Annotated in this window: 19 protein-coding genes; 6 read left to right on the top strand and 13 right to left on the bottom strand. The window is 55.5% G+C overall.

All coding sequences use genetic code 11. The features are described from left to right. Nucleotides 1-231: 231 nt before the first annotated feature. Nucleotides 232-2,577 carry a DUF4125 family protein gene (locus tag RUMCAL_RS14465; protein WP_021681616.1) on the bottom strand — a complete coding sequence of 782 codons (2,346 nt, stop codon included), beginning with the start codon at nt 2,575-2,577 and terminating at the stop codon, nt 232-234. A gap of 4 nt (nt 2,578-2,581) precedes the next feature. Next, nucleotides 2,582-3,604 carry an aldose 1-epimerase gene (locus RUMCAL_RS05425; RefSeq protein WP_021681615.1) on the bottom strand — a complete coding sequence of 341 codons (1,023 nt, stop codon included), beginning with the start codon at nt 3,602-3,604 and terminating at the stop codon, nt 2,582-2,584. Between the two features lie 196 nt (nt 3,605-3,800). Here RUMCAL_RS05425 and RUMCAL_RS15410 point away from each other — a divergent pair, with 196 nt between their 5' ends. Then, nucleotides 3,801-4,064 carry a hypothetical protein gene (locus RUMCAL_RS15410; RefSeq protein WP_021681614.1) on the top strand — a complete coding sequence of 88 codons (264 nt, stop codon included), beginning with the start codon at nt 3,801-3,803 and terminating at the stop codon, nt 4,062-4,064. 160 nt (nt 4,065-4,224) lie between these two features. Here RUMCAL_RS15410 and pgsA read toward each other — a convergent pair whose 3' ends face one another. The 11 genes from pgsA to RUMCAL_RS05370 form a co-directional block, all read right to left on the bottom strand. Next, entirely contained in the window at nt 4,225-4,800 is a 576-nt protein-coding gene (gene pgsA / locus RUMCAL_RS05420; protein ID WP_021681613.1) for a CDP-diacylglycerol--glycerol-3-phosphate 3-phosphatidyltransferase, read from the bottom strand. After that, on the bottom strand, nt 4,784-6,127 hold the full coding sequence (rimO, locus tag RUMCAL_RS05415; RefSeq protein WP_021681612.1) for a 30S ribosomal protein S12 methylthiotransferase RimO: 1,344 nt from the start codon (nt 6,125-6,127) through the stop codon (nt 4,784-4,786). Before rimO ends, pgsA begins: the two co-directional genes overlap by 17 nt. Nucleotides 6,128-6,241: 114 nt before the next feature. Further along, the gene (locus RUMCAL_RS14460) at nt 6,242-7,234 is read right to left on the bottom strand and encodes a polysaccharide deacetylase family protein (protein WP_051343679.1); all 993 of its coding nucleotides are present in this window, start codon (nt 7,232-7,234) and stop codon (nt 6,242-6,244) included. A gap of 31 nt (nt 7,235-7,265) precedes the next feature. Continuing rightward, nucleotides 7,266-7,901, bottom strand: coding sequence for a regulatory protein RecX (locus RUMCAL_RS05405; protein WP_021681610.1), 636 nt, complete (start codon nt 7,899-7,901; stop codon nt 7,266-7,268). A 14-nt stretch (nt 7,902-7,915) separates the two neighbouring features. Further along, the gene (gene recA, locus RUMCAL_RS05400) at nt 7,916-9,148 is read right to left on the bottom strand and encodes a recombinase RecA (protein WP_021681609.1); all 1,233 of its coding nucleotides are present in this window, start codon (nt 9,146-9,148) and stop codon (nt 7,916-7,918) included. Between the two features lie 409 nt (nt 9,149-9,557). Further along, on the bottom strand, nt 9,558-10,400 hold the full coding sequence (prmC, locus tag RUMCAL_RS05395) for a peptide chain release factor N(5)-glutamine methyltransferase (protein WP_051343677.1): 843 nt from the start codon (nt 10,398-10,400) through the stop codon (nt 9,558-9,560). Continuing rightward, complete coding sequence (locus RUMCAL_RS05390) at nt 10,394-11,368, bottom strand: DUF1385 domain-containing protein (RefSeq protein WP_021681607.1); 975 nt, start codon at nt 11,366-11,368, stop codon at nt 10,394-10,396. Before RUMCAL_RS05390 ends, prmC begins: the two co-directional genes overlap by 7 nt. Nucleotides 11,369-11,532: 164 nt before the next feature. Further along, on the bottom strand, nt 11,533-12,978 hold the full coding sequence (locus RUMCAL_RS05385; RefSeq protein ID WP_021681606.1) for a sensor histidine kinase: 1,446 nt from the start codon (nt 12,976-12,978) through the stop codon (nt 11,533-11,535). After that, complete coding sequence (locus RUMCAL_RS05380; RefSeq protein ID WP_040647145.1) at nt 12,968-13,666, bottom strand: response regulator transcription factor; 699 nt, start codon at nt 13,664-13,666, stop codon at nt 12,968-12,970. Before RUMCAL_RS05380 ends, RUMCAL_RS05385 begins: the two co-directional genes overlap by 11 nt. A gap of 113 nt (nt 13,667-13,779) precedes the next feature. Beyond that, nucleotides 13,780-15,120, bottom strand: coding sequence for a hypothetical protein (locus tag RUMCAL_RS05375; RefSeq protein ID WP_040647143.1), 1,341 nt, complete (start codon nt 15,118-15,120; stop codon nt 13,780-13,782). Continuing rightward, nucleotides 15,108-16,481 (bottom strand): citrate synthase, encoded by a 1,374-nt coding sequence (locus RUMCAL_RS05370; protein WP_021681603.1) that lies wholly within the window; start codon nt 16,479-16,481, stop codon nt 15,108-15,110. Before RUMCAL_RS05370 ends, RUMCAL_RS05375 begins: the two co-directional genes overlap by 13 nt. Nucleotides 16,482-16,630: 149 nt before the next feature. Here RUMCAL_RS05370 and spoIID point away from each other — a divergent pair, with 149 nt between their 5' ends. The 5 genes from spoIID to RUMCAL_RS05345 all read left to right on the top strand — a co-directional run bounded on the left by spoIID (nt 16,631) and on the right by RUMCAL_RS05345 (nt 22,218). Further along, nucleotides 16,631-17,680 (top strand): stage II sporulation protein D, encoded by a 1,050-nt coding sequence (gene spoIID / locus RUMCAL_RS05365; RefSeq protein WP_021681602.1) that lies wholly within the window; start codon nt 16,631-16,633, stop codon nt 17,678-17,680. 609 nt (nt 17,681-18,289) lie between these two features. Further along, nucleotides 18,290-19,261 (top strand): zinc ribbon domain-containing protein, encoded by a 972-nt coding sequence (locus RUMCAL_RS16670; RefSeq protein ID WP_021681599.1) that lies wholly within the window; start codon nt 18,290-18,292, stop codon nt 19,259-19,261. A gap of 168 nt (nt 19,262-19,429) precedes the next feature. After that, nucleotides 19,430-20,737 carry a zinc ribbon domain-containing protein gene (locus RUMCAL_RS05355; protein WP_040647141.1) on the top strand — a complete coding sequence of 436 codons (1,308 nt, stop codon included), beginning with the start codon at nt 19,430-19,432 and terminating at the stop codon, nt 20,735-20,737. A 38-nt stretch (nt 20,738-20,775) separates the two neighbouring features. Then, nucleotides 20,776-21,549: a zinc-ribbon domain-containing protein gene (locus RUMCAL_RS05350; protein ID WP_021681597.1), complete on the top strand. Its 774-nt coding sequence runs from the start codon at nt 20,776-20,778 to the stop codon at nt 21,547-21,549. Between the two features lie 18 nt (nt 21,550-21,567). Further along, nucleotides 21,568-22,218 (top strand): hypothetical protein, encoded by a 651-nt coding sequence (locus RUMCAL_RS05345; RefSeq protein ID WP_021681596.1) that lies wholly within the window; start codon nt 21,568-21,570, stop codon nt 22,216-22,218. Nucleotides 22,219-22,299 lie beyond the last annotated feature (81 nt).

Raw genomic sequence — 22,299 nt, 5'->3', positions numbered from 1 at the left:
ACGAGCGAATTCCGCCGGACGGTTTCGACACGGCTGCACTAGAAGTTACGCTTCACGGGTGAACCCCTCCACCAGCTTCGCTGGTCCCCCCCGTACTGAGCGGTCCCCTCTGCCCTGCGGGCATCTCCCCACCCCGTGGGGAGTCACCCCTTTCAGGGGAGGCTTACTCTCAAAACACTTGCAAAGTCTAAAAAGCAAGGAAACTGCGACGTTTTTCAGAAAGCCAGCTTCTCACAATTGCAGTGGGATTCCACTCAGTGGCGTTTCTGCACACGCCTGTTCTGCGGCTTCCAGTGATGCATATCCGTATGCTCTAACGGTTTCCGCCATGGTCATGCACGCCAGATTTTTTCCAGCCTGATACAGCGACACCACCCAACGGCCATAGCCATAGAGCACTTCAAAAGGATACACCGAAAGTTCCCCGCGGAGATAGGTTTCGTAGGAAGTCTGTGCCGTGGAATCCTCCGCCGTATGAATCACACGGGCACGGCTGCCCAGATGCGGATACTTTGCCGTGAATTCCTCCATCCACGGAATCTGAATGGCAATGACTGCCTCCCGCAGCTGCACAAATTCCGGCGACAGTTCCGGCAGCTGGTCGGCAAAGCCGGCGTACAGCTGGGGGTCTGTGCTCTCCATCATGCGGGCGTACTTTTCCATAATGGGATTCCGCCCCGCCTGCACTGCCGCGGTAAACGCCGCCAACCACTGTTCCAGCAGTTCCTCCTCCCACGGCAGATACTGGCTCCGCCGCATGATCGAAAAGGTTTCCCAGTCGTCCTGACAGGCTGCCCTGCCGCCGATGCCCTGCACTTTATCGAACGTGCGGAATTCCAGTTCCGCCAGCTGTTCCACCGTGGCACGGTGCTTTTCCAGAGCCGCCGCCTGTGCAGCCAGCGTCTTGGCAGTATCCGCCAAAAACGGAGCCTGCGCCGTGGTTTTTTCGGTTTTGTCCATTGCTGTGCACTCCTTTCTGATTGCCGCACAAATGCTCTCGATCTGTCCGCTGCCGTCCTGCTCCGGCGGCAAAAGCAGCAGGTTTCGCAGGGATTCCGCCAGTGCTCCGAAGCCCTCCAGTTCCGCGGTGCTCCGCAGGAGCCACTTCTCATAGGGAGCGTACTGGTTCCGGAGCAGATGACACGCTTCCATGGCATTTTTGCAGAATTCTGTCAAATACAGCTGTGCCGTGGCGTAGTCGCCCCGCTGCCGCATGCGGGGATAGTTGTACTGTCCACACTGTGCCATGCGTCCCAGTGCCTGTGCCAGCCGCCGCAGCCGCACTTCCTCCGAATAGCCCAGCGACAGCTTTCGCCGCACCGCCGTGAAGCTGCCGGAGTCGTCCCGAAAAACTGCCCCGCTGCACGCCGCCGCCAGCATGCCGGATTCGATTTCCAGCCACTGGGCTTCTGTTTCCGGCACGCCGTCTGTTCCCAGCAGCCGCCGGAAAAAGGCACTCTGCCGGCACACGCCCACTCTGCCGTCTGCCTCCGGCATGGCAACACGGGACACGCCGCAGTAGCTTTTCGGCAAAACGGCATAAGCGTTCCGCAGCTGCTGCACTGTTTCTTCCGGCAGATCGTCCGGCACCCAGATGCAGAAACCGGCTCCGAAATCGTGGTCGCGGGACAGGGCATCATCATAGCCCAGACACTCCGAACCCTCCCCCGCAAGACCGATCGCCAGCCGCGGCAAGACCGCCCCGAAGTTCCGTTCCAGCATCGGTTTCCCGAAAGCAATATAGTACCGTTCACAGAGCCTCAATCCCCGCTCCTCCGGACGGCCGCCGCCCAATCGGGCATAAGTCTGCTTCAGATTTTCCGACACGATCTCGTAGAAATTGTTCCGCCCCATGTGCAGCTCGATCTCCGGCAGGGCTTTTTCGTAGGCATCGGCAGCCTTGACGTATTCCCCCAGCTGATAGTACGCGTCCCCGAAGCCGGCATACACGGCACTGACGTGAAAATCCGAAGGCGTTTTGCCGATCAAAATTTTTTTCGCCTGCTGCAAATAGCAAAGTGCTTCTGCCGTCCGGTGAAGCCGGAGCAGAGAAACCGCCAGATTTGCGGCAGAAATGCCGGTACGGGTGGGATCGGGGTCATGCTGTACCAGTTCCAGAGCCTGTTTCAGACAGGTGCAAGCCTGCTCCCACTGCTCTGTTTCCTGATAGAGGAGAGCCAGATTATTCCAAAGGCTTGCCACACGCCCGTCGTCCGGCGGAAGCAGGCGGGCATAGAGGGACTGCACGGTTTTGTAGGCGGCAAAAGCGTCCTCATAGTTTCCGGCAGCCCGATAGGCATTGGCACAGTTGAGCAAGGTCGTGGCGTAGGAAATGGTATCGGTTTCACCGGTCTGCTCGAACAGTGCCCGTGCCGCAGCAGCAGTTTCCAGAGCCGCGGGAAACTTCCCGCAGTCCCGATAGAAGCCGATCTGTTCGTTCCGCAGCAGCTTTTCGCTGTCAGTGTCTGCCTCCGCCTGTGCCTGTGCAACGGCTTGGGTGAGCAGGGTTTCTGCTTCGTCCAGCCGGCACTGGTGCAGCAGGTCGTCCAGACGGGAGAGAGTTTGCTGTATCTGCATAGAGTTACGCTTCTTCCGGCAGCGTGGTGAAGAAATGCTGTGCCAGATAGAATGTAGCACCGGTGGACAGTTCGGTGAAGCCGGTCTTTTCTGCCGGCATATCCAGATTCGGTGCATCGATCATTGCGGTCATCGGCTCCGGACAGAAGTAGTGCTTTTCGCCGCGGTCATTCCACAGAATCCAGAAGTGATAGCCGTCGGAAACCTCATAGCCGATACCCTTGCCGCTGGCGGTGTCGGTCATCAGTACTCCGCGGAACGGCTTGCCCCGATAGGTCAGCTTGCCGGCAGTGTACATGTCGTTGTCCACGATCCGCTTTACCGGACAGGTGGTACCGTTCAGGTATGCCTTATCGTAGTCGTTCAGCGGCAGGATCTCTCCGGTAGGCAGGCAGCGTTCGTTCAGTGTCCACTTTTCCACTACCGGCACTTGCAGGCGAATGTCTTCTTCTCTGGCTCCGTCTACAAAGGGGGCAGAAATGGTGGTGTGGGTTGCTACAGAAACCGGCAGCTTCTTCGGGGACTGGTTGGTAATGGAGAACTTGTACTCCAGACCGTATTCGCTCAACACGAAGAAAAAGTCCGCTGTGAACCGCAGGGGCATGTACTGGAAGAACGGATCCTCCTCGTTGTACACATAAGAAGTCCGCAGCCATGCACCTTCCTCATTGGCGGAATATGCCACAACGTTATGCTCCCGCTTATGAAGGAAACCGTGGATATGGTTGTGGAACGGAGCCGCTTCGTTTACCGGCAGCTGATAGGCCGCATCAGAGGTTTTCAGCACGCCGTCTGCAAAACGGTTCGGCAGGTACAAGGTCGGCAGACCCCAGACTTCCGCAGACTGCTTGATGTCCTCCGGTGTGTTGTTCTCGTCCCAGCGGAAAAATTCCACGCCGTTGGCATCGTCGTGAAGCCGCAGCACGTTCGAACCGATTCCCGGTGCGATCAGTGCGGTATAGCCGCCGGCACAAAGCTGAATGCATTCCATACCCTTCCAGTTGATTTTTGTTGCTGTGTTCTTCATAATATGTTCCTTTCCGGAATTCCCGTTCACCGGAGAATCCCAGCGATATTTTGGGCATTCTGACGAACTGTGCAGTCCGTAACGCCTATATGTTTGTTATTATAGCATATTTTTCTCGTTTTGTCTATAGAAGCAGGGAAAAATATTGGGATTTTCCAAGCACTCGCTCTTGACAAATCTGCCGCAGTGTAGTATAATGAAAATAGAAAAGAGCTTATCAAGCAAGCGGTATGCTCCCATAGCTTCAGGTAAAAATAACCGTCACAAGTTTGGTCGCAAGGGGCGGTTATTTTTTCTTATTGTGATGATTACTGTTTTTATGATTGTAGTAGATGTATGCGATAAAGGTTGCCAATTCGAGGAAAAAACTCCCCAGTTTCAGCAAATCGCCAAAAGTTACAACGCTGTCCATCATAAAGAATCACCTCCCATCTGTTCAAGAGGAACCTATGGGAGCTAAGAAAAGGAATACCGCCTACCCGTGAATGATAAGCCCTTTCCTCTAGTATAACAGAAAACGAGCATGTTGTCAAATCACTTGTTTTTGTCCAAAACAAAAAGCACATTGCCCTCGGAACCGCTCCGTTGGCAATGTGCTTTTTCTGTTTCTAGCTATAATCTTATTTGTCCCCGTCAATATACTTCCAGCAGCCCTTGAGATAGACCAGACCGGAGATAATGGTGAGGGCGGTGGAGATCCAGATCAGTGCTCCCAGAATCCACGTTTTCACGAAGTCCGGCACTGCCAGACCGAAGTCATATGCCAGCGACAGGTATGCCATAACGCCTACAATGGTCACCATGGTGAATGCGGTCTTCAGCTTGCCCCAGATGCCTGCGGCAATGACAACGCCTTCCTCCGCAGCCAGCAGCCGCAGACCGGAAACCATGAATTCCCGTGCAATGATGATGACCAGCGGAATTGCCGACATGCGGAATTCTTTCAGTTCCACAAACACCGTCAGGGCAGTGATGACCAGCACCTTATCCGCCAGCGGGTCGAGGAACTTTCCGAAGTTGGTCACCAGCCCTCTGGCACGGGCAATCTTACCGTCCAGCATATCCGTCAGCGAAGCCGCCGCGAAAATGACCAGTGCCCACAGAAAATGTAGCGGGATCGCGTCCACATACATCATCACCAGAAAAAACGGAATCAGGATCACACGCAGCAGCGTCAGTTTATTCGGCAGGTTCATCGGTTACCTCCTCCGCCAACAGGTCGTAGTCCATAGTGTCGAAAACTTCTACCGTGATGTACTGTCCCAGACGCAGACGGCTGCTGCTCTTGATGAACACCTTGCCGTCAATATCCGGTGCATCAGCAGCAGTTCTGCCGAAGTAACAGCCGGCGTACTTGTCATATCCCTCAACCACCGCAGTCATTCGCTTGCCCAGCTTTGCCGCATTCTTGGCAGCACTGACTTCCGCCTGCTGCTCCATGAGAATATCGGCACGGTGCGCACGGACATCTTCGTCCACCTGATCTTCAAATTCGGCAGCCTTGGTGCCCTCCTCCTCGGAGTAGGCGAAGCAGCCCAGATGATCGAACTGCATATCCTGCACGAAGTCGCCCAGCCGGTTGAACTGCTCCTTGGTTTCTCCGGGGAAGCCGGTGATAAGCGTGGTACGCAGGGTGATCTCCGGCACCCGTTCCCGAATGTGGGTGATGAGGTTCCGCAGGGTTTCCTCGTTGCCGGGGCGGTGCATTCTCCGCAGAATCTCCTCATCGCAGTGCTGGATCGGCAGATCCAGATAGGGCACCATATGGGGCTCCTCTGCCAGCACGTCCAGCAGTTCCTCGGTGATGCGTTCCGGATAGCAGTACAGCACCCGCACCCAGCGGATCCCGTCAATGTGGCACAGTTCCCGCAGCAGTTCCGGCAGCCTGGACTTGCCGTACAGATCGGCACCGTATCGGGTGGTATCCTGTGCAATGACGATCAGTTCCGTCACATGGTGCTCTGCCAGCCAGCGTGCCTCGTCCAGCACGTCCTCCATGGGCACGCTGCGGTACGGTCCGCGAATGGCAGGAATGGCACAATAGGTACAGTTGTTGGAACAGCCCTCGGCAATTTTCAGGTATGCGAAAAAGGGCAGGGTGGTAATGATCCGGTCGCCCTTCAGTTCAGCATCGCTCTTTTTGCCGAACTGCACGACACGCTCTCCAGCCAGCACGTGGTCGAGAATGTCCACAATGTCCCGATTGTTGCCGATGCCAATAACGGCATCTGCCTCGGTGAACAGTTCCGCCGCTTCTTCCTGATAGCGTTCTGTCAGGCAGCCGGTCAGAATGATCTTTTTCAGGGTGCCGTCCTTTTTCAGGGCACCCAGTTCCAGAATGGTTTCGATCGCTTCTTCTTTGGCGGACTGGATAAATCCGCAGGTGTTTACGATTGCAACGTCAGCTTCACCGGGTTCTGTCACAAGCTGATAGCCGTGGGCACGCAGCTTTGCCAGCATACGCTCCGAATCGACCAGATTCTTGGAACATCCCAGAGAAACCATGCCTACACGAATTGGCATATTTTTTCCTCCATATGATCGTTGTGATATAATATTACAGCGGACAAGCCGCCTGTTCCCTCTCCGAGAGATTTTTCCTTTCAAACAGCCTCCCCTGAAAGGGGAAGCAAATTATCACTGTCCCGCAGCAGCCACAGTTTCCGTAGTGGTTTCCGTTTCCGGAGCCGGTGTGGTCTGCGGTTCCGGTACGTCCGGATCCGGCGGCAGCTTATAGTTGGGGTTGGCGGGGTGCATGTTGAAAACGATCATGCCGTTCTCCATTTCCACGCCCCGATAATACGTCAGCTCGCTAAGGGTCACCAGCTGATAGCCCTGCTGCACCAGCGACGGCACGATCTGTGCCACTGCCGCAGCCGTTTCCCCGTAGATGTCGTGCATCAGCACCACATCACCGTCCTCGATGTTGTTCAGGGTTGCACTGACAGTGCTGGCAGTGTTCCGCGTTTTCCAGTCCTTGGTGTCCACCGACCAGAACGCCAGCGGTTTCCCCACGTGGCGGCGAACGTCATCGTTGAAGTCCCCGTAGGGCGGACGGAGAAAATAGGGATAGCGTCCGATCGCCTGCAAGATGCGGTCGTCTGCCTGCTGGATCTCCTGCTGGAACGTGTTCGCATCTGCCTTGACCAGATCGGCATGGTTTTCCGTATGGCTGCCGATCTCACAGCCCAGCCCCACGGCACGCTGCATCACAGCACTGGTTTCGTCATTGATGTTCTGTCCCACCACGAAAAAGCTGGCGTGTGCCTGATAGGCTTCCAGCGTGTCCAGAATGCTGTTGGTATACTGCCCCGGACCGTCGTCAAAGGTCAGTGCCACCATAGGCTTTGAGGGGTCGATATTGGCGTTCTCATCGATAAACGGCTGGCAGATCCCTGCCGCAGTAGTCGTCGTCACTGTAGTAGTCACGGTAGTCGTTGTGGTTTCGGTTGTCGCTGCCGTTGTGGTTTCGGCTGTGGTGGAAACTTCCGCCGCCGAAGCTGCCGCCATAACGGCCTCCTGTGTCTGTTTGCCGTCGGAACGCACTGCATCGATTTTGGTGCAGGCTCCACCCAGCAGCACCAACGCTGCCAGCACGGCACATTTCGCGATCCTTCTTTCTGTCTGCATAATACCCCTCCAAATCTCCTGCTTGAGATCCTTATTCCACATTTTCCATTTCTTCCAAAAATGCCTGCACCGCGGCGTTGATCTCGCTGAAGCGATACCCCTGCCGTACCAGTGCAGCTTTCCCCTTTTCAATCGTCCGGCGGTCGTCGGGATCCAGAAAATACTTCCGGTACTTCCCCGCCACCAATTCCTCCAATATTCCCCCTGTCACCTCGTCCTCATAGGGCTCCAGTGCCTCGGTGATGTGTTCGTCCAGCAGTCCCCGCCGGTACATCTCCTGCCGTGCCCGCCGCAGCCCGAAGTGCTTCACTTCCACATAGTGGTGTGCCAGCTGTTCCGCATAGGCTCGGTCATTGATCTGCCCGAACTTCGCCAGCCGGTCTACTGTGGCATAGCAGACGGACTGGGGATATTTCGGCTCCAGCTTCCGGAACATTTCCTGATAGCTGTAGCCCCGCCGATCCAGCAGGAAGCAGGCGTACTGGTACGCCTTGCGGGCGAGTTCCGTAGTCTGCACCTGCTCCCACTGCTGCGGTGTCAGCGTCATGCCCTTTTGCAGACCGCACCGCTGCACCACAGAAACGTGGAGAAAATACAGTTCGCCGGAGTCGTCCAGCTCGAGTTTCCAGGTGTTGCCCTTATGGGCAGCCAGTGTGGTAATGGTCATGCTGTGCCGTCACCTTACGCCGGATCGAATTCTTCGAAGTCGTCCTCTGCACTGATCTCCAGATTTTCGCCGTCCTCCAGCGAGTTGAACTCGCCCTCGGCTTCCAGCACTTCGCCGCCGTCCTCCGGTGCCTCGGTGTTCTCTCCGGCAGCCTTTGCCGCAGCTTCTTCCAGCTTGGACTTCTTCTTTTTCTTCTTGGTCGATGCCATGAGTTCGTCCTTGTGTTCCAGGATCTGGGCTTCGATCTCCTTCATCAGTTCGGGGTTGTCCTCCAGTATTTTCTTGGCGTTTTCCCGTCCCTGTCCCAGCTTCTGATCCTGATAGCTGAACCACGCACCGCCCTTTTTGACGATGCCCAGTTCCACAGCCACGTCGATGACCTCGCCGGTACGGGAGATGCCCTGTCCGTAGAGAATATCGAACTCGGCTTCGCGGAACGGCGGAGCGACCTTGTTCTTGTTGATCTTCACCTTGGTGCGGTTGCCGATCTGGCTGCTGCCGTCCTTAATGGGTTCGCCGCGGCGGACTTCCATGCGGACAGAAGCGTAAAATTTCAGGGCACGGCCGCCGGGAGTGGTTTCCGGATTGCCGTACATCACGCCGATCTTTTCCCGCACCTGATTGATGAAGATCGCCACGCACTTGGACTTGGAGATCACGGCGGTCAGCTTCCGCATTGCCTGGGACATCAGACGTGCCAGCTGTCCCACGTGGCTGTCACCCATTTCGCCGTCGATCTCCGCCTTGGTGGTGAGGGCTGCCACAGAGTCCACGACCAGCACGTCAATGGCTCCGGAGCGTACCAGTGCTTCGGCAATTTCCAGAGCCTGTTCACCGCTGTCCGGCTGGGAAACCAGCAGGTTGTCGATGTTCACGCCCAGTGCTTCGGCATAGGTGGGGTCGAGGGCGTGTTCCACGTCGATAAACGCCACTTCGCCGCCCATTTTCTGTGCCTCTGCGATAATGTGCAGAGCAACGGTGGTCTTACCGGAACTTTCCGGTCCGTACAGTTCCACGATACGGCCGCGGGGTACGCCGCCGATGCCCAGAGCCATGTCCAGCATCATGGAGCCGGTGGGAATGGCTTCCACATTCAGGTTCGCCTTGTTCTCCCCCAGCCGCATGATCGCACCGGTACCGTATACTTTTGTGATATGTGCAATGGCACTCTGGAGTGCCTTTTTCTTTTCTTCCTCGGTGGTGGGAATATCCAGTACCACCTTTTTCTTCAGATCTGCTTTTGCCATAAATTATCGTCCTTTATCTGGTATAGCGAATGCATTCGCTCCTTACGGTCAATCGTCACCGGCAGATGTGGGCATCTGCCCCTACTACAAAACGATAGGAATCAGCCTCCCCTGAAAGGGGTGACTCCCCACGGGGTGGGGAGATGCCCGCAGGGCAGAGGGGACCGCTCAGTACGAGGGGAACCACCGTTAGGTGGTGGAGGGGTTTTTCGTAAACTCTTTTTATGACGTTTTCGGCATAAGTGGAAACCCCTCAGTCAGTGCTACGCACTGCCAGCTCAGCACAAGGCACGCCCTGCGGGTGCCCTTTCAGGGGAGCCTCACTTGTCAAACTTCATAATTTGGCACAATTTAAATCAACATATTTTTGAAAATTGATTTCCGCACCCCGCCGCATATCCCGAAATTCCTACCGCTGCCCCAGCACGACGCGTCCGATGCCTGTGAGGTCGGGGACGGTGTGTACCTGGGCATAGCCGTTTTCCTGTAGGATCGCTTCCACGTCCGGTGCCTGTCCTGCTCCCACCTCATACACCAGCCAGCCAGCCGGCCGGAGTGCCGGCTTCCACAGGGGAGTCAGCTTTCGGTAGAAGTCCAGCCCGTCGGTGCCGCCGAACAGGGCGGTTTCCGGTTCACGGGCGACTTCCGGCTGAAGCTGCTCCATATCTGCTGCGGTGAGATAGGGCGGGTTACAGGTGATGATGTGGAACTGCCGGTGCAGCAGTTCCGCCGGCGGGTGCAGCACGTCCCCGGCGATGCACTCCAGCTGGGGAGCGTGGCGTTTCAGGTTCTGCCGGAGATAGCCCATTGCTTCCGGCGAAAGTTCCAGCACGGCACCGGTGACACCGGACAGGTGCACCGACAGTGCCGACGGGATACAGCCGGAGCCGCTGCAAAGATCCAGCAAACAGGTGGACGGCTCATTCTTTCGCAGTTCCAGCACCGCTTCCACCAATGTTTCGGTATCCTGCCGCGGGATCAGCACACCCTCTCCCACCTGAAACTCCAGCCCGAAAAATTCCCATGTGCCGCAGAGATACTGTAGCGGTTCATGGGCACAGCGGCGTGCGGTCAGTTCCGCCAGACGCTGCTGCTGGGCTCCGGTCAGGGGCTGCTGCGGGAGAGGTGCCCCATAGGGCAGTTCCAGCACGGTTTCCAGCAGAATGCGGCTTTCGAACTGCACCGAATCCAGTCCCGCTTCTGCCAGTTTCTGCTGCACCGCCTGCATGGCGGCACGGGGCGTATTTACCACTTGTCGTCCTCCATGTCCTCCGGAATGCAGGGCTTCAGTGCAGCAATGGCACACTCGATCTGTGATGCGTCCGGTTCCCGCGTGGTGATCCGCTGGATTTGCAGACCGGGCCACGACAGGGCACGGGTCAGCCAGTTGTTGCTTTTGCCGGCGATACGGATAAACTCATAGGAGATCCCGACCACCACCGGCAGCAGCAGAATGCTGACGATCACACGGGGCAGCACCTGATAAATGGGCACGATGCACATTACCAGAATGCTGACGATCAGGGTGATGAAAATAAAACTGGTTCCGCAGCGAGGGTGGAAACGAGTGTGCTTTTTGACGTTCTCCACGGTCAGTTCCTCGCCCGCTTCATAGCAGGCGATGGTCTTGTGTTCTGCCCCGTGGTATTCATAGGTACGGCGAATATCTTTCATCAGACCGGTACACGCCATGTACCCCAAAAAGATCGCGATCTTGATAATGCCCTCCAGCAGCGACCGCACAAAGCGGCTGTTGTCGGGAATGGCGGTGTGGGAGATCAGCTGCCCGATGAGGAATTTCGGCAGGAATACAAACAGACCAATGGCAACGGCAATGCCGACGATCATGCCAATGGTCATAATGATGCCGAACAGCTTATCCCCCAGCTTTTCGTCCAGCCATTTTTCAAAGCGGTTCATTTCTTCGGTGTCGTCTTCTCCGTCCTCCGGAACCTGTTTTTCTGCCGACTTAGTCAGGCAGCGATAGCCGTCTTTCATGGACAGAACGAAGTTGAAGCTGCCCCGCACAAAAGGACACTTCCGGTACCACGGCATATTTTTGCCGTTGTTCTCCGCCCACGTTTCTACGTCGATCTCGCCGTTGGGCAGGCGACACGCCATTGCACCGGTGTCTGCCCCTTTCATCATCACGCCCTCGATCAGTGCCTGTCCGCCGATCTTGGTCATGTGCTTGGGGTTTTCTCTGGGTTGTTTTGCCATATGTATCTGTTTCCTTTCTCATTCAATCGAGATCGTGTTTTTCACAACGTCCCAGTCTGCATCAACGTCCAGCCTGACACCCTTATGGCAACACCGTACAAAGCCGTCAGGCGGGCTTTGTGCGGTGTTGCCTTGGGTACTTCTGCATCTCTGCTCCCTTCGTGTTATGTGGTGGCACTGCTGCGGCGTTGCGGCTCTACCGGCAGCGTAATGGTCACATTGGTTCCCACGTTCAGTTCGCTGGTAATGTCCAGCCTGCCGCCGTGCATGGTAATGATCTCATCTGCCACAGCAAGTCCGATACCGGAGCCGCGACGGGTGTGGTTTGCCTTGAAAAACTTGGTCTTGACGCGGGGCAGGTCGGCTTCGCTGATGCCCACGCCGTTGTCGGTGATCGTCACCTGTATCATGTTCCCCACTTCTTCCGCACTAATGGTAATGGTGCTGCCGGAATTGGAGTACTTAATGGCGTTGTCAATGACGTTGATGAACACCTGCCGGATACGGTTTTTATCCCCGTAGACAAAGGGCAGCATTTCCGGTTCCTGATAGATGATGCGGATATTCTCCCGCTTTGCCTTTTCGGTATAGATGAGCACCGCGTCCCCCAGTTCCGCCAGCACGTCCATGGTGGCACACTGGAGCGAGAACCGTCCGCTTTGCATGCGGGAAAAATCCAGCAGTTCCTCAACCATTTCGGACAGCCGTTCGGTTTCGTTCACGATGACATGCACGCCACGCTGTACGGTGTCGGGGTCGGCTTCCATGCACATGGTTTCCGCCCAGCCCTTGATCGCCGTCAGCGGTGTCCGCAGTTCATGGGACACCGAGGAGATGAACTCGTTCTTCATGTTCTCCGTATTGGAGAGTTCGTCCGCCATCTGGTTAATGGACACGCAGAGGTCGCCGATCTCGTCGCTGCTGTTCTCCTGAATGCGGACAGAGAAATCTCCCTTGGCGTATTTCTTGGTCGTGGCGTTGATCTGCTTAATGGGGCGGACAATGGAGCGTATGAAATACAGTCCGGTCACCACCAGCAGCAGCAGCACGCCGGCACACAAGGCACTGACACCCCACACATAGGAATTCACTGTGCTCTGGATCTGTTCCAGAGAAGCCACCACCCGAATGGCGTTGTATTCCGTGTTCATATCGGAAATATCCACGGAAACCGCCATAATGGTTTCACCGCCCTGCTTGCCGACCCAGTAGCCGTCGCCGCCGTCCATGACGGCTTCATAATCCGGCATGGCGGCACCCTCCGCCGGTGTGAAGCCGGAGGAGGTCAGTGCCACCCGTCCGCGGGAATTGATCGCCATGAGTTCCATTTTGTCCTTGTCGGAAAAGTTTTCGATGGTACTCCGCATTTCCGAGGAAAAGTTGATGTCCGCGTCCTGTGCATAGCGGCTCAGGACACCGGTCACGGAACTGATCTTCGTGTTCAGATACTGCTGAGAAGCACTATAATAATAATTCTGCATGATGTAGATAAACGCGAAATCCAGCACTGTCAGCACCAGTGCAATGATCCCCAGATTGTTGATGACCCAGCGGCGGGTGATCGAACTTCCGGCACGTTTTTTCGGGCTGCGTCTGCGTTTATTTGTCATTCCACTTATATCCATAACCCCAGATCGTCGTAATATACTGCGGCTTGCTGGGTTCTTCTTCAATCTTCATGCGAATGCGGCGGATATTGACATCGACAATTTTATCATCGCCGAAATAACCGTCGCCCCAGATATGGTTCAGAATGCTGGCACGATCCAGTGCCGTATTCTGGTTATTGAGAAAATACTCCATGATCTGGTATTCCACCTGTGTCAGGTCAATCAGCTTGCCGTTTTTGGTGACGGTGCGGCTTTTCAGATTCAGGGTAAACGGGCCGCTTTCGATCACCGGCGACTGTTCGTCCTTGATAAAGCTCATGCAGACACGGCGATAGATCGCGTCCACTCTGGCTGTCAGTTCCGAGGGGGAAAACGGCTTTGTGATATAGTCGTCCGCCCCGAACATCAGCCCGCTGACCTTATCCATTTCCTGTGTTCTGGCAGTCAGCATAATGATGCCGATGGTAGAACTCTTTTCCCGCAGCTTTTTGCAGACGGTAAAGCCGTCAATGCCGGGCATCATAATATCCAGCAGGACAATGTCAAAATTGCCGTGTTCTTCTTCGAACACACGCAGTGCGTCCTCGCCGCAGCCGACATCACAAACGTCATAGCCGGCACGCTTGAGGTTAATGACGACAAAGTCCCGAATCACATCTTCATCTTCACACACTAAAATTCGTTTCATCTCTACACCTCTGTTTGGGTACACCTCTGTTTGGGTTTGATCTGGGGAATGTATGGGATCCTCTGTGAAATCTGATCCATACCAAAAACGCCCAGCCGTCACGCTCCCGCCACTCACTGCACGAACCGGAACCGCACCATAAGGTTCTGCCACGGCTGTGCCAGCGGGTCGTCGGTTTCGGCGGCTTTCATATAATAGGAAGCTTTGCCGCGGGTGTGGAGCAGCTGATAGCCCTCCGTGTCCCGTTCTTCCTGTGATTCCGTATCCTGTGCCACGCTGTACCGCAGCAGCTCTGTCATATGGTCGTTCATCTCGCCGTCATAGCGGCAAAAGACAATATCTCCCGTGAGGGTATCCGTCACTGCCGTCACTTTATCGTACCACGACTGCGGCAGCAGGAACATACAGCCGTCATTCAGGCTGAAATACCCCCGCATTTTCTCTTGCAGCTGGCTGCCGGAAACGCCCAGCCAGCGTGTCAGCCGCACCTGATCGGAGGAATCTGCACCATAGCCGGGAAACGGCTCCTGCACCGGAATCTCCACGCTGCCGTCCTCGTCCAAGTCCATGGACAGATAGCCTACAGAGCGATTGGTCTTTGCCACCACATCGCTGTCGGCGAGCACATACGCCAGCGTTTCTCCCTGTACGTGGAGGACTTCCGTTTGCAGCGAGGAGGGACCTATGGCACCGTCGATATAGATGCCGGTGGTGCCGTCCTCCAGTCTGCCGTACTGCACCTGACTGAAATCCGTAAAGCCAGTCCGCAGATCCAGCTTGCCATTGTCCTTTACCGTCCCGTTTTGCAGGCGGTACATTGCCGCAGAGGAGGAAGTGTTTTCGGTGAGTTTCCCCAGCACCAGCAGTTCCTGTGCCTGATCGCCGTCCAGATCTGCCACGTCAAACATGGTATACGCGGCAGTGAACAGCTGCTGCACTTCGCTGTCGCTGTAGCGGTAGACGGTCAGGGATTTGTCCGACTGGTCTACGCCGCTGTAGCCCACGAAGATCTGATTCTGGGAATCTTCGCTGCCCATGGGAGAGATGACGATGCGTTCCACTTCCGTGCCGTCTGCCGGACGGTCGCAGACCGACATCCACTCCCCCTTCACCTGATCCAATACGCTGAGCCGCAGACCGTTTTCCATGGCGGTAAGGCTGGTTTTCTTATAGAACACCAACGCTTCGTCCTCGCCGTCGTTGTCCAGATCGACTACCGTAAAGGCAGACAGATTGGCTCCGGCTCTGGGGTATTGCAGGGTGATGCCGCTGCCCACTGCGTCCTGTAGTGCCAGATAGATCTGCTGCTGTTCCTTGCTCAGACTGGGCGGTTTCAGCAGGGAATCCACCGTCGCCCCCGGCGTACAGCCGGAAAACAGCAGGCAGCAAAGTAGGCAAAATGCGGCTGGCAGCCACCGCCGCCGCCGCATCATAGAATGCTTTACCGATCGCATAGCGGAACGTACTCCTTCGACTTTGCGATCGCCTTATATGCCGGTCGGATAATTCGTTTTCCGGTGAGAAGCTCTTCCATACGGTGTGCCGCCCAGCCCACCATTCTGGCGGTGGCGAACAGCGGCGTGAACAACTCGTCCGGAATGCCCAGCATGCGATACACCAGACCGGAGTACATGTCCACATTGGCACAGACCACCTTGTCATTGCCGCGGACCGATTTCATCAGTTCCGGTGTCAGCTTTTCAACCGTATCCAGCAGTCTGAACTCCCGTTCGATCTCCTTGCCCGCAGCCAGAGCCATTGCTTTCCGCTTCAGGATCACTGCACGGGGGTCGGACAGCGTATATACCGCATGTCCCATACCGTAGATCAAACCGGAGCCGTCGTTGGCTTCCTTCCGGAGGATCTTGGTGAGGTAGTCTGCCACTTCGCCCTCGTTCTCCCAGTGTGCCACGTGTGCCTTGATGTCGTCCAGCATCTGAATGACCTTGATGTTCGCACCGCCGTGGCGGGGTCCCTTGAGGGAGTTGATCGCGGAGGTATATGCCGCAAAGGGGTCTGTACCGGAGGACGTTGCCACGCGGCAGGCAAAGGTGGAGTTGTTTCCGCCGCCGTGGTCTGCGTGGAGTGCCAGCAGGGTATCCAGCAGCTGTGCCTCTGCCTTGGTATAGGAACGGTCGTTCCGGATCAGGGACAGAATGGATTCTGCGGTGTTTTCCTCCGGACGCAGCGGGTGCATAATCAGGCTGGCGTTGTCATACTTGTGCCGCTTTGCCTGATAGGCACCGTCCATGAGAATGGGCATCTTGGCGATCAGATCCAGAGCGATGGACATTTCATCTTCAATAGTGGTGTTTTCTGTCACGTCCGAATAGGAATACAGGGACAGGATACTTCTCGCCAGCTTGTTCATGATGTTGTTGGACGGGGACTGCATAATGGAGTCCACCAGAAATCCCGGCGGCAGTTCCCGCCGCACACCCAGCGAACGGGTCATGCGTTCCAGATCTGCCCCGTTGGGGAGCCTGCCGAACAGCAGCAGGTATGCGACTTCCTCAAACACATAGCGGTCTTCCCGTTCTGCATTTTCAATGAGGTCGTTAATATCATAACCGCGGTAGATGAGCTGGCCGGGGATCGGCTGGCGTTCGCCCTCGCTCATCACGTAGCCGTGTACCATACAGATACGGGTAATCCCAGCAATGACGCCGGAACCGTCTGCATTTCTCAAGCCGCGTTTCACATCGAAGCGTTCATAATATTTCGGAGCAATATCGGAATATTGCACCAGGTCTTCACATAAATTATGAATATCAGAATCCTCGATGCTGTGGTTGTAAATCAGTTGCGGTGTCATAGAGATTGCCTCCTTTTTAATCGTTACCTTATATTATACACAAAAAACCGCCTCCTGTCAATCGTTTTGCGGTTTTTTTGTGCGGCAGAAAAATTGGAACAAAATCCCAATTCACCAGAAAACAAAAGAAAGGAAAGCGGATCGCACCAATGAAAAAATATTTGATGATTTTAGGCGGCTTCACCGGTATATTATTTCTTTTTACCGTGATCCCGTCCCGCTTCGCCGCCCCTGCCTCCGATGCGGCAGAGCCGCCGGTCGCCACGGAAACTGCCACGATCCCCGCAGAAACCGCCACTTCCACCACGGCAGAACCTGCCGGACGGGCTGACCTGTGTGAAAACTATCAGATGCTGGACATCACCAGCGGCAAGGTGGAGGAACTCTCCGTGCGGGATTATGTGATCGGGGCAGTGTGTGCAGAGATGCCTGCCACCTTTGAACCAGAGGCACTGAAAGCACAGGCTGTTGCGGCACATACATATGCGGAACGGCAGCATTTGCTGGAACAGTCCCACCCCACCGCGGAACTGTGCGGGGCGGATTTTTCCAACGACAGCAGCCAGTATCAGGCGTGCTTCACGGAAAATCAGGCACGGCAGTACTACGAGGACAACTTCGAAGCTTCCTACGCCAAGATCACCGCCGCCGTGGACGAGGTGCTGCCCTATGTACTGGAATACGACGGCACGCCGATCATTGCGGCGTTCTGCTCCATGTCCGCCGGCACCACGGAAAGTGCGGAAACCGTCTGGGGCAGCAAGGTGGAATACCTTGTTCCAGTGGAGAGCGAAGCAGACACCTCTGCCCCGCGGTATCTGGAAACCGCATCGTTCACCGGCGAGGAATTTCAGGCGGCTGTGCAGGACGCACTGCCCGATGCAGTCTGGGACACGGATATGGCGAAATGGGTGCAGGTAGGAGCGTGTTCCCAGTCGGGGACGGTTCTGGAAGTCACTGTGGGCGGAAAAACCTGCTCCGGTCAGGAACTGCGGCAGATGCTGGGGCTGCGGTCGGCGGTGTTCTCCGTGGACGTGCAGGACGGCAAGCTGGTATTCACCACCAAGGGCTACGGGCACGGCGTGGGCATGAGCCAGTATGGAGCCAATGCTATGGCAAAAGACGGAGCAGACTGGCAGGAAATTCTATGTCACTACTACCCTGCCGCACAGCTGGTGCAGGGAGAACTGCCGGCGTAATTTCTACAGATGATACAATGTTTTCAACATAGTTTTCAACATTTTAACATACATCAACAAACATCATTTGAGCTGGTTCGCCAGCAGTCGTGGTTTTTCTTGGGCAATACCGCACAAAGATTGTGCGGTATTGCCTTTGTACGATTGCGGAAACACTGCATAAAAGAAACACCGAGCAAAGCTTGTGCGTAAGATGCGTCGTCAGATTTTTCGGCAGATTGCATAGAAATTCCGCAGGCATACTTTCCGTATGGCAAGGGATTTCTGGGCAATATGACGAAAAATCTGCACGCAGATTGCGTGCAAAGCCGTCAGGCGGGCTTTATTCAGTGTTTCCTAAATTCTGCCTGACGGCTTTATGCAGTGTTTCCGCAATTTTTGCCGGCAAAAATCCGCCGCCGGAACACTGCCCTTTTCACACCTGAAATGGGGGTGCAGCTTGCCGCAACATGAAAATGTTGTGAAAATTGCAGAGAAATGCTTGCATGATACTGAAAAATATAGTATAATGTATCATAGGTTGTTCTATGTTATTGTAGAATCGCCGGAAACACTGTTGCCTATAACATTAAAAGAACCTGTAACATTAAAAGAAAGAGAGGAATCCATATGTCTTTTTTCGATAAACTTGGAAAAACTGTCACCAATACGGCACATTCCGTTGTAGAAAAAACCAAGTCTTCTACCGAAACCATTCGTCTGAATGGTCTGATCAACGATGAAGAAAAGAACATCAACGCCGCCTATCTCAATATGGGCAGGAAGTACGCTGAACTGCATACCGCAGACGCGGAACCGGAATTTCAGGAATTTCTGTCTGCCATTGCGGCAAGTCAGGAAAAGATCGCAGAATATCGGAAACAGATCCGTAAGACCAAGCATTTGCTGATCTGTCAGGGCTGCGGGGCAGAGATCCCCGAAACTGTGCTGTACTGCACCAAGTGCGGGGCAGAAAATCCGGTGGGCAAACAGCTTGCAGAAGAACGTGCCGCAAGAGAAGCCGCCGAAAGAGCACAGCGGGAAGCGGAAGCTGCTGCCCGTCAGGCGGCTGCTCAGGCACCACAGGCTCCGGCTGGTGCAGAGTGCTGTCCGAACTGCGGCAAGCCCCGCATGGCTGGTGCGATGTTCTGCACCTTCTGCGGAAATCCCTTTGTGGCTGCGGCACCTACGCCTGCACCGGCTCCGGCTCCCGCTCCGGCAGAACAGCCGATTCCCCAGCCGGTTCCGACTGAAACGGCTCCCGTATCTCCCGCACCGGCAGCTGCTCCCGCAGAAGCACCGGCGGCACAGCCCGCAGAACCGGAAGTGGTTACGGCTCCTGAAACAGCGGCTCCTGCTCCGGAGGCTGCACCGGCAGAAGTGCAGGGACGGCTTTGCCCCAACTGCGGCAATCCGGTTCCGGAGGAGAATCATTTCTGTACCCGCTGCGGTCACGAAATGACAGACCAGCCGGCAGCCGCAGAGCCTGTACCGGAAACGCCCCAGCCGGCTGCACCGGAACGCACCTGCCCCAACTGCGGAAAGCCTGTCCCCGACGGCAACCGCTTCTGCACTTCCTGCGGCATGAAAATCGGCGAATAAGAGCAGGGAAACCAGCGAAGCTGGCGGAGGGGTTCTCCCGTGTAATCTTTTCCGGTTGCACAAGTAAACCTCTCAAACAGCCCATTATTTCCCAAACCCGATTTCCCGAACCCGACTCAAGGCAATACCAACTAGTATAATACCAACTATGATATAAGGAGAAAAAACATGACTTGTAAAAAATGTGGAACTGCCGTAGAAGACGGCAAAAAATTCTGTCCGACCTGCGGGAATCCCATGGCTGCACCGGAAGCAGCTGCTCCGGCACCCGAGCCGACCCCTGCACCGACCCCTGCACCGACCCCTGCACCGGCACCGGAGCCGACCGCAGCCCCCGCCGGCAGCGGAATCCCCAATGCAGCGGCAAATCCGTTTGAGATGCCGCAGGGACAGGGTGCCAATGTGCCGCCCTATGATCCCACTGTGAATCCGGTGCCGCCGGTAGGTCAGCCGCCCAAAAAGAAGAAGAAAACCGGTCTGATCGTTGCCCTGATCCTGATCCCGATCCTGCTGATCCTGATCGTTGTGGGCGTGATCGTCGGAATCGGTGTCAATCTGGGTACCAAGGCAGCCAAGAACAATGCTGCCTATTGGAATGCCCACATCAACTGTGACGGCGAGGCACTGGCAGAACTCTGTCCGGACAGCTTCTGGGATTATATTTCCGATACCTACGACCTGTCCGAGGAAGATGCTGTGGCAGCGATGAACCAGTACATGCAGGATTATTCCGACACCCTCGGCGGCGACCTGTCCTACAAAATGGAACAGAATGGCGTAACTGCCGGCATGGGCAGCTCTGCACAGCTGGATCCGGTGCGGGAAGATACCGACAAGTTCGGTCTGAAAGTTTCCACCGGCGTGTGCATTGATGCAACCTGTACCGTCACCGGTGCAGACGATTCCGACAGCGATGACTATTCTCTGTGGACGGTAAAGATCGACGGCAAGTGGTGCAGCCTGTCTGCAATGGACGATTTCGATCAGCTGTGCGGTTCTGACTATGCCGCTTCTGCCAAGTATATCGCAGAATTCGGCGATATGGTACAGACCTACTGGAACGCCGTTGTAAATGCAGATGCAGCTACCATGTCCACACTGGTGCCGGAAAGCTGGTGGGAACTGATCGATGCCGAATACGGTGTCAGCCAGAGCGATGCAGAAAGCTATCTGACCAGCATGCTGGAGGAAATGGTTTCCGGCAGCTTCGGCGAGGACGGCACACCGGAACTCTCTGTAGATGTGACCGGCGGCACAGACGTTGCCGATGAAGAACTGTCAGAACTGAATGACGGTCTGGAAACCTATGGCATTGCCGGCGATGCTGCCGTAGATGTCAGCATGACCGTAAAGATGAACGATGAAAGCAACGACACCTATCTTACCATGACCCAGATCGACGGACAGTGGTATGTGTACGATGCAATGTATAGTTATGCAACTGCCTGCTATAATGCAAGCCAGAGTGTAGGTTAAGGGCAATGGCAGTTTGCCGCAAGGAGTAAAGAACAGCAATGAAATGTGAACACTGTGGATATGAAGCCCCCGAACGTGCCGTGATCTGTCCGGAATGCGGTGAGATCCTGCCCCGTCCCAAGAAGCCGGCGGCAGAGGAGCAGGCGAAAAAAGAGCCGTCCCCCACGGCAGAAAAATTTTCCATGCCTTTTCTCTCTGCACCGGCAGATCTGGAAAAAGCTGACGGCATCGCTGCCGAAGATCCGGAGGAACTCCGGCGGGCGGCACAGGAAAAGAAGTTCCGCCGCACCCGAAGGATCGTCGCCGCCGCTGTGGCGTTTGTGCTGATCCTGCTGGCGGTGGTGTACTACGTCTTTTTCTGGGGCTATAAGCTGGCGGTATTCCGCTATGTCAAAGGGGTGGATTATTCCAGCGGCAGCATGTATACCGCACTGGTGCCGGACGCGTATATGGACTATCTGGAAAGCACCTATTCCACCACACGGCGGGAAGTCAAGTCCATGATGAGCGACTACTTCGACTACTGGAATGAAAACTACGGCACAGAGGGCAGAATGTCCTATGACATCGGGCATGTGCAGCACATCAGTGATGCCGATGAGCTCGCCGCACTGGAGGACGAACTCCACACCAGTTATGACATTACCGTGGAGATCAGCAAAGCCGTAGAAGTCAGCCTGACCATTGATGACGGCGGCACCAAGGCTTCGGAGAAGGCGACGTTCGTCAAGATCGGCAGCCGCTGGTGCTGTATGAAAGCAATGGAAGACATGGACTATGTGTGCCAGAATAACGGCTATAACGTCTGGTAACGGAGGAATCGATCAGCAATGGCAAAGAAAACCACCCGAAATCAAAAACAGGCAGAGCAGGCGGCAAGAAAACGCCGGCATATCCGCATCATTGCCGGTATCATCATGGTAGCGGCAGCGGCAGGGCTGGCGTTCGGCGGACTGTTCTGGTATCAGAAAGAACAAAAGGCACAGAAAGCCGCACCGGATTCGTCAGACTATGCCGACGTACTCAGCAGTTATTATACTGCGGTGCTCTCCGCAGACGGACAGACCCTGACTCAGCTGATGGCACCGCCGGAGTACTGGACGTATTACATGAAAACCTACAGCAAGTCTGAGGACGACGTTGTGGAGAGTTTCACAGAGGGCTGCAACAACACGGTGCAGGAATGGAAGGAAACCTACGGCGACGATGTCAAGGTGACCTATCAGATCCAGGGCATGTCCTCACAGGGCGATGCCGGCGTATCCGAGTGGAATACCGATATGGAGAAAATGCTGGGCAATGAGGGTGCCGATATTTCCGACGCAGTAACGCTGGAAGTCAAGCGGAACTTCTCCGGCAGCAATGACTCCGGCACAGATGTGGTCTATCCCACACTGGGCAAGATCGGGGAGAAGTGGTACATCATTTCTGAAGATGATGCAACGCTCCGCGGCGAAAATAGTAGTTCTTCATCGGATTAGCATGCGGCGGCGGCGAGTCGCCGCTGACCTTACCCCCCAATTTCAAGTGTGAAAAGGGTAATGTTACGGCGGCAGCAGCCG

This window comes from Ruminococcus callidus ATCC 27760, from assembly GCF_000468015.1.
In the GTDB taxonomy this organism is placed as follows: Bacteria; Bacillota; Clostridia; order Oscillospirales; family Ruminococcaceae; genus Ruminococcus_C; species Ruminococcus_C callidus.
This window is presented reverse-complemented; position numbering and strand designations above follow the sequence as displayed.

Bases quoted from the DNA above. Each gene is read 5' to 3' on its own strand.
- RUMCAL_RS05370 (WP_021681603.1), bottom strand. From the start codon at position 16,481: ATGACACCGCAACTGATTTACAACCACAGCATCGAGGATTCTGATATT.
- RUMCAL_RS14465 (WP_021681616.1), bottom strand. From the start codon at position 2,577: ATGCAGATACAGCAAACTCTCTCCCGTCTGGACGACCTGCTGCACCAG.
- recA (WP_021681609.1), bottom strand. From the start codon at position 9,148: ATGGCAAAAGCAGATCTGAAGAAAAAGGTGGTACTGGATATTCCCACC.
- RUMCAL_RS16670 (WP_021681599.1), top strand. From the start codon at position 18,290: ATGTCTTTTTTCGATAAACTTGGAAAAACTGTCACCAATACGGCACAT.
- RUMCAL_RS05405 (WP_021681610.1), bottom strand. From the start codon at position 7,901: ATGACCATTACCACACTGGCTGCCCATAAGGGCAACACCTGGAAACTC.
- RUMCAL_RS05425 (WP_021681615.1), bottom strand. From the start codon at position 3,604: ATGAAGAACACAGCAACAAAAATCAACTGGAAGGGTATGGAATGCATT.
- RUMCAL_RS05355 (WP_040647141.1), top strand. From the start codon at position 19,430: ATGACTTGTAAAAAATGTGGAACTGCCGTAGAAGACGGCAAAAAATTC.
- RUMCAL_RS05380 (WP_040647145.1), bottom strand. From the start codon at position 13,666: ATGAAACGAATTTTAGTGTGTGAAGATGAAGATGTGATTCGGGACTTT.
- RUMCAL_RS15410 (WP_021681614.1), top strand. From the start codon at position 3,801: ATGAAAATAGAAAAGAGCTTATCAAGCAAGCGGTATGCTCCCATAGCT.
- RUMCAL_RS05345 (WP_021681596.1), top strand. From the start codon at position 21,568: ATGGCAAAGAAAACCACCCGAAATCAAAAACAGGCAGAGCAGGCGGCA.
- rimO (WP_021681612.1), bottom strand. From the start codon at position 6,127: ATGCCAATTCGTGTAGGCATGGTTTCTCTGGGATGTTCCAAGAATCTG.
- RUMCAL_RS05385 (WP_021681606.1), bottom strand. From the start codon at position 12,978: ATGACAAATAAACGCAGACGCAGCCCGAAAAAACGTGCCGGAAGTTCG.
- RUMCAL_RS05350 (WP_021681597.1), top strand. From the start codon at position 20,776: ATGAAATGTGAACACTGTGGATATGAAGCCCCCGAACGTGCCGTGATC.
- RUMCAL_RS05375 (WP_040647143.1), bottom strand. From the start codon at position 15,120: ATGCGATCGGTAAAGCATTCTATGATGCGGCGGCGGCGGTGGCTGCCA.
- RUMCAL_RS05390 (WP_021681607.1), bottom strand. From the start codon at position 11,368: ATGGCAAAACAACCCAGAGAAAACCCCAAGCACATGACCAAGATCGGC.
- spoIID (WP_021681602.1), top strand. From the start codon at position 16,631: ATGAAAAAATATTTGATGATTTTAGGCGGCTTCACCGGTATATTATTT.
- pgsA (WP_021681613.1), bottom strand. From the start codon at position 4,800: ATGAACCTGCCGAATAAACTGACGCTGCTGCGTGTGATCCTGATTCCG.
- RUMCAL_RS14460 (WP_051343679.1), bottom strand. From the start codon at position 7,234: ATGCAGACAGAAAGAAGGATCGCGAAATGTGCCGTGCTGGCAGCGTTG.